The sequence below is a fragment of the Streptomyces sp. NPDC052042 genome, from assembly GCF_044548345.1.
Lineage (GTDB): Bacteria > Actinomycetota > Actinomycetes > Streptomycetales > Streptomycetaceae > Streptomyces.
On the sequence record NZ_JBIUBU010000045.1, the window covers coordinates 18,886 to 27,738 of the forward strand.

General features: G+C 70.5%; 6 protein-coding genes and 2 pseudogenes. 4 read left to right on the top strand and 4 right to left on the bottom strand.

Going from position 1 to position 8,853, the window contains the following annotated elements; genetic code table 11:
* Positions 1-30: 30 nt before the first annotated feature.
* The gene (locus ACIHCL_RS35250) at positions 31-1,131 is read left to right on the top strand and encodes a GH25 family lysozyme (RefSeq protein WP_399868509.1); all 1,101 of its coding nucleotides are present in this window, start codon (positions 31-33) and stop codon (positions 1,129-1,131) included.
* 444 nt (positions 1,132-1,575) lie between these two features.
* Here the strand turns inward: ACIHCL_RS35250 and ACIHCL_RS35255 are convergent.
* The 4 genes and pseudogenes from ACIHCL_RS35255 to ACIHCL_RS35270 all read right to left on the bottom strand — a co-directional run.
* A pseudogene (locus ACIHCL_RS35255) lies at positions 1,576-1,773 on the bottom strand (dTDP-4-dehydrorhamnose reductase); the annotation flags it as partial.
* 50 nt (positions 1,774-1,823) lie between these two features.
* Positions 1,824-2,765 (bottom strand): GNAT family N-acetyltransferase, encoded by a 942-nt coding sequence (locus ACIHCL_RS35260; protein ID WP_399868510.1) that lies wholly within the window; start codon positions 2,763-2,765, stop codon positions 1,824-1,826.
* Positions 2,766-2,769: 4 nt separating this feature from the next.
* Positions 2,770-3,141: an SDR family oxidoreductase gene (locus ACIHCL_RS35265; RefSeq protein WP_399868511.1), complete on the bottom strand. Its 372-nt coding sequence runs from the start codon at positions 3,139-3,141 to the stop codon at positions 2,770-2,772.
* Positions 3,142-3,188: 47 nt separating this feature from the next.
* Entirely contained in the window at positions 3,189-5,771 is a 2,583-nt protein-coding gene (locus ACIHCL_RS35270) for a hypothetical protein (protein ID WP_399868513.1), read from the bottom strand.
* 154 nt (positions 5,772-5,925) lie between these two features.
* On the opposite strand from ACIHCL_RS35270, the gene ACIHCL_RS35275 reads away from it, so the two are divergent.
* The 3 genes and pseudogenes from ACIHCL_RS35275 to ACIHCL_RS35285 form a co-directional block, all read left to right on the top strand.
* Positions 5,926-7,089 (top strand): ROK family protein, encoded by a 1,164-nt coding sequence (locus ACIHCL_RS35275; RefSeq protein ID WP_399868515.1) that lies wholly within the window; start codon positions 5,926-5,928, stop codon positions 7,087-7,089.
* Positions 7,090-7,347: 258 nt separating this feature from the next.
* Positions 7,348-8,607, top strand: coding sequence for a Gfo/Idh/MocA family protein (locus ACIHCL_RS35280; RefSeq protein ID WP_399868517.1), 1,260 nt, complete (start codon positions 7,348-7,350; stop codon positions 8,605-8,607).
* A 53-nt stretch (positions 8,608-8,660) separates the two neighbouring features.
* Positions 8,661-8,853 (top strand): annotated as a pseudogene (locus ACIHCL_RS35285) (sugar ABC transporter substrate-binding protein); the annotation flags it as partial.

The window sequence follows — 8,853 nt, forward strand, 5'->3', positions numbered from 1 at the left end:
TGTCGTGATCCCCGCCCCACCGGAGGAGACATGCGCAGGAGAACCCTGGTCCGCGGCGCCCTGGCGACAGCCCTGGCCCCGGCCGGAATCATCGCGGCCACCAGTGCCGCAGCCACCCCCCGCCCGGCCTCCGCCGAGGAGGCCGGGCTGCGGGGCGTGGACGTCTCGAACTACCAGGTCGGCTTCGACTACGCCCGCGCCGCCGCCGAGGGCCTGGACTTCGTCGTCGCCAAGGCCGGGGGGTGCCAGCTCTCCGAGGGCCCCTACACCTCGAACTCCTACGCCGACCACATCGACGGGGCCCGCGCCGCGGGCCTGCGGGTCGGTCACTACTGGCTGACGGGAGACTTCCTCTCTCCCCGCGAGGCGGCCGACTTCTTCGCGGACAACCTCCACGACTACCGCAGCGGCGACGCGCTCGCCCTCGACGTCGAGGTGCTCGACGACTCCACCCGTCTGTGGAACGACGCGGATGTGTCCACCTGGTTCAACCGGGTCCGGGAACGGGTCGGTGCGTACGTGCCCTGGTTTTACATCAGCACGAGTGCGCTGCGGTCCGCCGACTGGAGCCAGACCATCGCCTCCGGCGCCCGTCTCTGGGCGGCCTCCTGGGGAGCCAACGACGGCAACTACCCTGGCCCGCCCGACCTCGGCGGCCACTATCCCGACTGGGCCGCCCACCAGTACTCCTCCGTGGGCTCGGTCGCCGGCACGTCCCCCGTCGACCTCGACCTCGCGCGCCCCTGGGCGTTCGACGTGAACGGGCCGACCGACCCGCCGCCGCCGAGCGGACTGCCCAAGACGTCCACAGAGCAGGACGGCATCCCTGGCCCCATCATGTGGAAGCGGGCCCAGAACTGGCTGCGGATCGAGTCCGGTTACACCGGCCTGATCGATGGCATCCCCGGCCCACTGACCTACAGCGCGCTCCAGCGGAACATGCGCGGCTGGGGCTACAACGGGCCCATCGACGGCAGCCCCGGCCCCATGACCTGGTCGGCGGTCCAGCGGCTGGCCGCCAACTACGGCTACACCGGTCCCATCGACGGTGAGATGGGCCCCAATTCCTGGCGGGGCTTCAGCCGGTTCCTCAACCAGGACCGCTGGGACCAGCTGATCATTTCAGCATGAGTTTGGCTCAGGGGTTTGGCAGTTGGGCTGGTGGGCGGCGGAGTTCTGCGGGTGTCGGAGGAACTTGTTCCTGATGATCTGTGGGAACGCGTCGCCCCGCTCCCGCGCGTCGTCCGGGGCGGTATCCAGGATGCGGAATGCTGCCGACAGTTCGGCCTCGAAGTGCTCGATTTCCTTCCTTTCGGGGTGGGTCAGGTAGGGCTGGATCTCGGCGGTGCCTTCCTGTACGACGATCTCGGCGGCGACCACCCAGGAGTGGGAGAGGTCTTCGGGTTCTTCGGGCGGCTCCGGGGCAGAGGCCGACTCGGCGGGGGTGAAAAGTGAGAATGCGAGTTGGCCGAGTACAGGCGTCGGCACGTGCGGTTCTCCAGGGGCTTGGACGCCTGAATGGACGGAGTGGCCCTTCTGTCGCACCTCTCGTTGTTCTGCTGTCGCGCTGCGCTGCAGGAACTCCCGGGCGCCTCGCAGTGTGGTGCGCAGCTGCCGCTGCGTCGCCTGGCTGTTGAGGCGTACGTCGAGGGCTCCGGGCACGGAGCTGTCTGCCCGCAGACCTGCGGGCAGACGGGAGACGTCGAGACCATCTCGCCTGGCGATGAGGACGCCGAGGTCGTGGCGGCTCAGGGCGTCGTTCCCGGTGACGTGCCCTGCTGAGTGGACGGCAGGCAAACACATCGGGCCCTGGGACCGCTGGCTCAGAACGAGTCGCCATGCCAGTGGGTTGCTCCCGTGGCCTGCAGTGTGGCGCGTATCGCCTCCGGCGGGGCAAGGAGCGGGCGGGCCATACCCACCGTCTGCGTCCGCTCCCGGGCCTGATCCTGGGCGAGAAGCCGGGGCAGCGCAGCGCGGACGGCTGGGTCCTCGGGGAGGTGGGCCCGGCCGACCACGGCGCCCGCCGCACGGGCCCGGCGGGCCACCGCAGCGAGCAACTCACCGAGGGCCGCCGGTGCGGCTTCCGTCACCGCGCACTCGCGGACCTCGACGGCCTCGCCGATGTGCCGGGTCACGGTGTAGCCGACCGCCGTCCCCCTGTTGTCCTCGGCGATGAGCCATTCGGCGCCGGGGCCGTACCAGGCGGGCACGCGGTGGATCCAGTCGTTGGCCGTCCGCACCGCGGTGAGTGGGCGTGCGGCGTTGAATCCGGCGTGCAGTTCTGCCAGCCGCGGGGCGTCGTCCGGGGTGGCCGCACGGATGCGGAAGCGGGGCTCGGGTGGGCCGACAGGGGTGAGCGGGCCCTCGGTCCAGGAGGTGCGGAAGCCGGTCCAGCCCGAGCGCTCGTAGACCCCGGGAGTGGCCGTGAACAGCAGGGACCATGCGCAGGACTCGGCGGTCATCGCCTCGGCGGCCATGGTGAGCAGCCGGCGAACCAGGCCGCGGCCCCGTGCCTCGGGGCGGGTGGCGACATTGCCGATACCGCCCACCCGTTCGACCCGGCCGCGGGCGTCGCGGAGCTGCCGCGGCACGTAGCAGACGACGGCATCGACCGTGTCACCGCGCGCGGCCACGAAGGTCCGCCGGTGGCGGTCGGGGTCCAGGGCGTGCAGCGCCGGGAGGTGCGGGGCGTCGAAGCAGATCGCCCATAGCGCGTGCACGGCCGCCTCGTCGGCCGGGGCGAGGGTGCGCAAGGAGTGTGTCATGGCGTCAAGTTTCCTTCTGTGCCGGCCCGGTCACCAACGGGTGACGGAGCTGAGTGTCGTACTCCGCGTACGCGGCGGGGCAGATGAAGCGCATCCGGTGCATCTGTTCGGCGAGCACTCCGCCGTCCACGACGATCCGGACCCCGTTGATGTACGCCCCGGCATCCGAGGCGAGCAGCAGCGCGCCCACGTTCTTGTCGGGCACCGAGTAGCGGCCAAGCGGAACACGCTCCCGGTAGGCCGTCTCGAACGCATCGCGGTCGAAGGGGAACGGGCCGTCGATCGGGGTCCGGACCGTGCCGAGTGCGAGGGCGTCGGCGGTGATGCCGTGCGGTGCGAGTTCGACGGCGAGGGCTGAGCGCCGTATCGACGACACCGGGCCACGGCGTACGGTCGCCGTGGCCCGGTGTCCGCGCGTGGGTGTCACCCACGCCTGGTCTGCTGAAGGCTCACCGCGTCGACGTATCCGGTCATGAGGTTCCACGCGGACGAGTACAGCGAGACGCGGACCGACGCCGTACCGGGCGGAGCCGTACCACTCGCCTGCGCGTCGATCCAGCGCCGCTGGTCCACGCTGCGGAGCGGTGCGCTCGCCATCCGGCCGACCGGCCGGCCGGCCCTGTCGAGGAAGCTCAGCAGCAGCACCGAATCGTCGGTGCTTCCGTCCTCGATGTATACCTTGGCACGGGCCCGGTAGTACGCCCCCGCGGCAGCCGGCACCGGCTCACTGGTCAGCTCCGCCGACGCCTCGGGGCCGCTGCGGGCCGCATCGACGATCTTCATGCTGCGTCTTCCGGTGTACGCCCGCTCCTGGGAGAGGGTGAACAGGCTGCCACCGCCCTGCCACCCTGGGACGGCGCCGTCGTCCAGCGGCGCCACCTCGAAGCCGGCGTTGCCGACGGCCACGGCGCCGGGCAGGCCGCGGCGCACCGGGATCATCCGCAGCCGGGACTCCGCCGTCTTGCCGAGGAAGTAGATGTTCTCGTGGCCGTCGGCGTCCCGGGCCAGGGTCATGAAGGCGACCTCCTCGTCGTAGTCGCCGAGTGTCACGTGGTCCATGGTCTTGGGGTCCACAACGGTGAGCTTGCCGGCCAGGGTGGTGTACAGCAGGCCGTCGGCGCCCCAGCGGAGGTAGACCGGCCGCCACATGCCGTAGTTCTTCACCTCGGGGTAGACGTTCTTGTACTTGACGACCTGGAGGGTGCCCGGGTCCATCGCGAACAGGAATCCGTCGGCCGTGCCCCACAGCAGGCCGTCGCGGCCGAAGCCGAGACCGCTGATCATCTTCGGGCTGTCGAGGCCGGGGAGGTCGAGAGTGAACTCCTTGACCTTGCGTTCGCCGGCGACGTCCCAGACGAACATCTTGGCCTCGGACTCGGTGGCGTCGGTCCCCAGACCGCCGTGGACGGTGGTGGAGCCGTAGATCCGGCCGCCGCGCTGGGCGAGCCCGGCGATGCTCTGGTTGTGGACGATGTCGGCGTAGGTCTTCTTCTCCCCGTCGTCGGGGTCGTAGATGGTGAGCGCGCCGCCGAGCTTTCCGTAGTCGGGGATGGAGCCGATGAGCAGCTTGCCGTCGTGGGCCTTCATCACATACGGCCGGTCCTGTTCGGAGCCGAGACGGAACTGCTCGGAGACGGCCGGGGTCGCCGCGTCCAGCTTCGCCGAGGAGATGATGCCTCCGGGGTAGATGCCGAGGTACATCGTGTCGCCCAGGCCCGCCATGCCCTCGGCCTGGCCCATCGGGAAGGTGGTGGTGCGGCCGGTGCGCGGGTCGAACCGGGACCCGGTGCCGCCGGGGTAGCCGCTCATGAACAGCGTGCCGTCCGGCGCCGCCTCCAGGTTGTGCAGCGGGTTCGGCGCGCCCTGCACCACCGAGGGCAGCGCCTTGCTCCGCCCTGACGCGATGTCGAAAGCGGTGATCCTGCCGCCCGACTGCAGGGTGACGAGCGAGGTCCCGGGGAGTTCCGGATCATTGAGCGGTACCCAGGCGGCACCGCGCAGCGAGGTACCGAAGGCGATTCTGGTCGAGCGGGACTCCAGCGTCGCCGTGTCGATCTCGTACAGCTCGCGGTTGTTGGTGACGTACACCTTCCCGTCCCGCGACTGAAGCTGGTTGAAGGAGAAGACCCCCGCGTCGGAAGGCGTGTTCTTGCCGACGGACTTGTCGCTCCACTTGCCGGCGTCGAGGTCGTAGAAGAGCAGCTTCATCTGCGGGTCGGCGAACTTGACGAACAGCCAGCCGTCGACGACCGCCATGTCGTAGGCGAAGGACACCTCCTGGGGCTCCACTCCGAGGAGCGCCGGGACCTGGTCGGAGATCTTCGTCTTCGTACCGGTGGCGGTGTCGAGCCGGATGACGTCACCGACGGAGCCCACGCCCGCGTAGACGGATCCGTCGTGGTAGGCGATGGAGCGCACGTACTGCTGGCCGGGCACCAGCTGCCCGTAGTCGTGGAAGTCCTTGCTCTGCGGGTCGTATCTGAACACCTTGCCGTTGGGGAAGGTGCCGATCCAGACGTTGCCCTCCGGGTCCGTGGTCATCGACCACAGCGACTTCTCGCCCGGAACGGTGCCGAGCTTGCGCACTTCCTTGTCGGCCGGGCTGTAGCTCCACAGCTCTCCCGTCTGGCCGCCGGTGATGGCGGCGATGTAGACGGTGCCGTCGGGGCCGATCGCATGCCGCCAGGACTGCTGCACGCCAGACAGCGTGAACGAGCGCAGCAGCCGGTTGTCCCGGATGTCGATGACGTTGAAGATCGCGTTCTCGGCGGAGACCGTCGTGTACATCGTGGGCCGGCCCTCCTCCGTGCCCACCACGGCGTCGTTGACGGAGACCGTTTCCTGCTGGACACCGAGGTCGGCCTCGGGGCCGAACCACGTCCGGTCCAGTGCCGATCTACTGGGGCCGCCACCTCCCCGGGCCGCGGCCAAGGGTGCGGGACCCGCGACCAGAACGGTCAGGGCGAGCAGCAGGATGAGGAGTGGTCTAGGGCGTTTTCGGGGCACCGTGGTCCCTCCAGATTATGAGAGTCTTCCCAATAAGTGGGCGTTTTTTCGCGGACTTAAGCGGCCTCAGCGCCCATCTGGCGCTTGACCATCGCAATATTTTCGTGGACTCTCTGATTAATCACTACGGCTGAAACGACGTCAAGAGGAGTACATGGACGCATCCCGACCCGCCGGCGGCGACTTGGCGCAGCTGCGTCGGCTCAACGCGTTCGGCGCGCTGCGGGCGCTGAGAAGTGCCGGCGCGCCGGTGACGCTGACCGAGCTGGCCACGCTCACCGGTCTCTCCCGCGCCTCGGCGGAGGACCTCGCCACCGAGCTGACCGACCAGGGGTGGGCGGCCGAAGTCCCGCCCGCGCCCGGCACGGTGGGGCGGCCGGCCCGCCGTTACCGGTTCCGGGCCGAGTCCGGTTATGTCTTCGGGCTGGACATCGGCGCCCACAGCGTCCTCGCCGTGCTCGCCGACCTCTGCGGCACGGTCGTCACCACGGCCCGCCGAACGGTGCCGCCGGACATCCGGCGCGCCGACCGGCTTGCCGTCATCGGCGACGTGATGACCGAGTGCCTGGGCGACGCGGGAATCGACGCCCACCGGATCTGGACGATCAGCGCCGGCACCACCGGCGTCGTCGGCCCGGAGGGAGACGTCGTACTCGCGGGAGCGGCCGCCGACTGGACCGGTGTACGGCTCGCCGAGCACCTGGACGAACGCTGCGCCGGGGCGGTCCTGGTGGACAACGACACCCGGCTGGCCGCACTCGCCGAGCAACGCCTCGGTGCGGCACGGGACATCGAGGACGCCGTCTACATCCACGCCGGTCTCGGCCTCAGCGCGGCGCTGATCATCGGCGGCCGGGTGCACCGGGGGTACGGCGGCGCGGCGGGCGAGATCGGCAGCTTCCCCGTCACCCCCTGGGCGACCGCCGCCACCCGCCTGGCGTGTTGTCCCGCCGTCCCGTCCGACGTGCCCCCGCGGAACGCCGCCGCCCATGTGCTGGCCGCCGCCCGCCGGGGCGACACCGTCGCCGTGCGCGCCGTCGACCGCTACGCCAGCGACGTGGCCCTCGGCCTCGCGGCCATGGTGCTGACCGTCGACCCGCAACGGGTCGTGCTGGGTGGGGGACTGGCCCAGTCCGCCGACGTCCTGCTCCCGCGCCTCCGTAACCGTCTGGAGCCGCTGTGCATCCGGGTCCCCGATCTCCAGCCGTCCTCGCTCGGCGACGACCGGGTCGCGCTCGGTGCGATCTGGCGAGCCGTCGAGCACGTCGAGACGACGTATCTCGCGCACAACCGGCGGCCCACGGCAGCGCGTCCGTGAACGCCCGTCCCGGACCTCCCGTCATCGACCGGGCAGCCCGTGTTCCGGATCGCAGAGACCACTGCGCGGTCCGCCTTCCGGCTTTCAGGCGGCCCCGGTACGCGCCGTATGCATCGGCAGCCGGCCCCTGTCAGCTCTCCGCACCCGGTAACCGTTGACGGCTACGCGTCCAGGCATCGCCGCGGGAGACGCCTCGCGGCCCCACCGCACGCCTTGTCCGTCGCGTGCCTCTCCTTCACCTCCAGGGAGCTCTTGGGAATGTCCATGCACCTTCCGATATCCGATCGGCCCGTCCGCGTGGCTCTCGTCGGCGCCGGTAACCGCGGCCTCACCTATGCCGCGTGGATCAAAGCCCACCCCGAACGCGCCCGCCTCGTGGCCGTGGCCGATCCCCGGCCGGCGGCCCGCGCCGCGGCCGGGGCGGAGCTCGAGTTCGACGACTGGCGGCCGCTCGTCGAGGGAGACGCCATCGCCGACGCCGTCATCGTCGCCACCCAGGACCGCAATCACGTCGAGCCCGTCCTGGCGCTGGCGCGGGCCGGGTACGCGATCCTCGCCGAGAAGCCACTGGCGCCCAGCGAGGCCGAGACCCGCACCCTCATCGAGGGCGTGGAGAAGACGGGCGTACTCTTCGCCGTCTGCCACGTCCTGCGCTACACCCCCTACACCGACCTGGTGAAGGAGGTCGTCGGCTCGGGCGTGCTGGGCGAACTCGTCAGCGTCGAGCACCTGGAGCCCGTCGGCTGGTGGCACTACGCGCACTCCTACGTCCGCGGGCCCTGGCGCAGTGAGCGGGCGTCCTCGCCGATGCTGCTCGCCAAGTCCTGCCACGACCTGGACTGGATCTCCTACGTCACCGGGGAGCGCATCGAGCAGGTCGCCAGCTTCGGTGGGCTCAAGCACTTCCGGCCCGAGAACGCCCCGGCCGGTGCCGCGGAGCGCTGCCTGGACTGCGTCGTCGAGGACGGCTGCCCCTACTCCGCACTCAAGCTGTACGTGCCGACGCTGCGCGAGCAGGGCTCCGTCTGGCCGGTCACCCACGTCACGGACTCCACGGACGAGACCGAGCTGCTGACCGCGCTGCGCGAAGGCCCGTACGGCCTGTGCGCCTACCGCGGCGACAACGACGTGGTCGACCACCAGGTCCTCGCCATGCAGCTGTCCGGCGGCATGACCGCGACGTTCACCATGGTCGCCTTCACCGAACAGACCGACCGCCAGACCCGGATCTTCGGCTCGCACGGCTGGCTGCGCGGCGACGGCAAGCGCGTCACCGTCCACGACTTCCGCACCGACGAGGTCACCGTCCACGAGGTCGACGCGAGCGGTTCCAACGCCGCCGAGGGACACGGCGGCGGAGACACGGCATTGGTCGATGCCTTCGTCCACGCCGTCGCCACCGGGGACCCGGCCGCGGTCCGCTCCGGCACCAAGGCCACGCTCGGCAGCCATCTGGCGGCCTTCGCCGCCGAACGCGCCCGCCTCACCGGCTCCGTGCAGAGCGTGCCGGTGCGCTGATCCACGTCCCCGAACAACGCCGTTCCCCGCTCATCCCCAGGAGGTTTCCGCTCATGTTCCGTATCGCCCGTCGCCGGCCGAGACCCCGTGCCGTCACCGTGCCGCTGCTCTCAGCCGCCCTCGCCACCACCGTCCTGGCCGGCTGCGGATCCGGTGACGACAACACCGTCACCATGTGGACCTATCCGGTCATCTTTGACGAGGCCAAGAACAAGGCGTACTGGGACGGCTTGATCAAGGCGTTCG

What these genes read in the sequence shown, in the direction of transcription:
- ACIHCL_RS35250 (WP_399868509.1), top strand. Translation starts at nt 31, where the DNA reads ATGCGCAGGAGAACCCTGGTCCGCGGCGCCCTGGCGACAGCCCTGGCC.
- ACIHCL_RS35275 (WP_399868515.1), top strand. Translation starts at nt 5,926, where the DNA reads ATGGACGCATCCCGACCCGCCGGCGGCGACTTGGCGCAGCTGCGTCGG.
- ACIHCL_RS35280 (WP_399868517.1), top strand. Translation starts at nt 7,348, where the DNA reads ATGTCCATGCACCTTCCGATATCCGATCGGCCCGTCCGCGTGGCTCTC.
- ACIHCL_RS35260 (WP_399868510.1), bottom strand. Translation starts at nt 2,765, where the DNA reads ATGACACACTCCTTGCGCACCCTCGCCCCGGCCGACGAGGCGGCCGTG.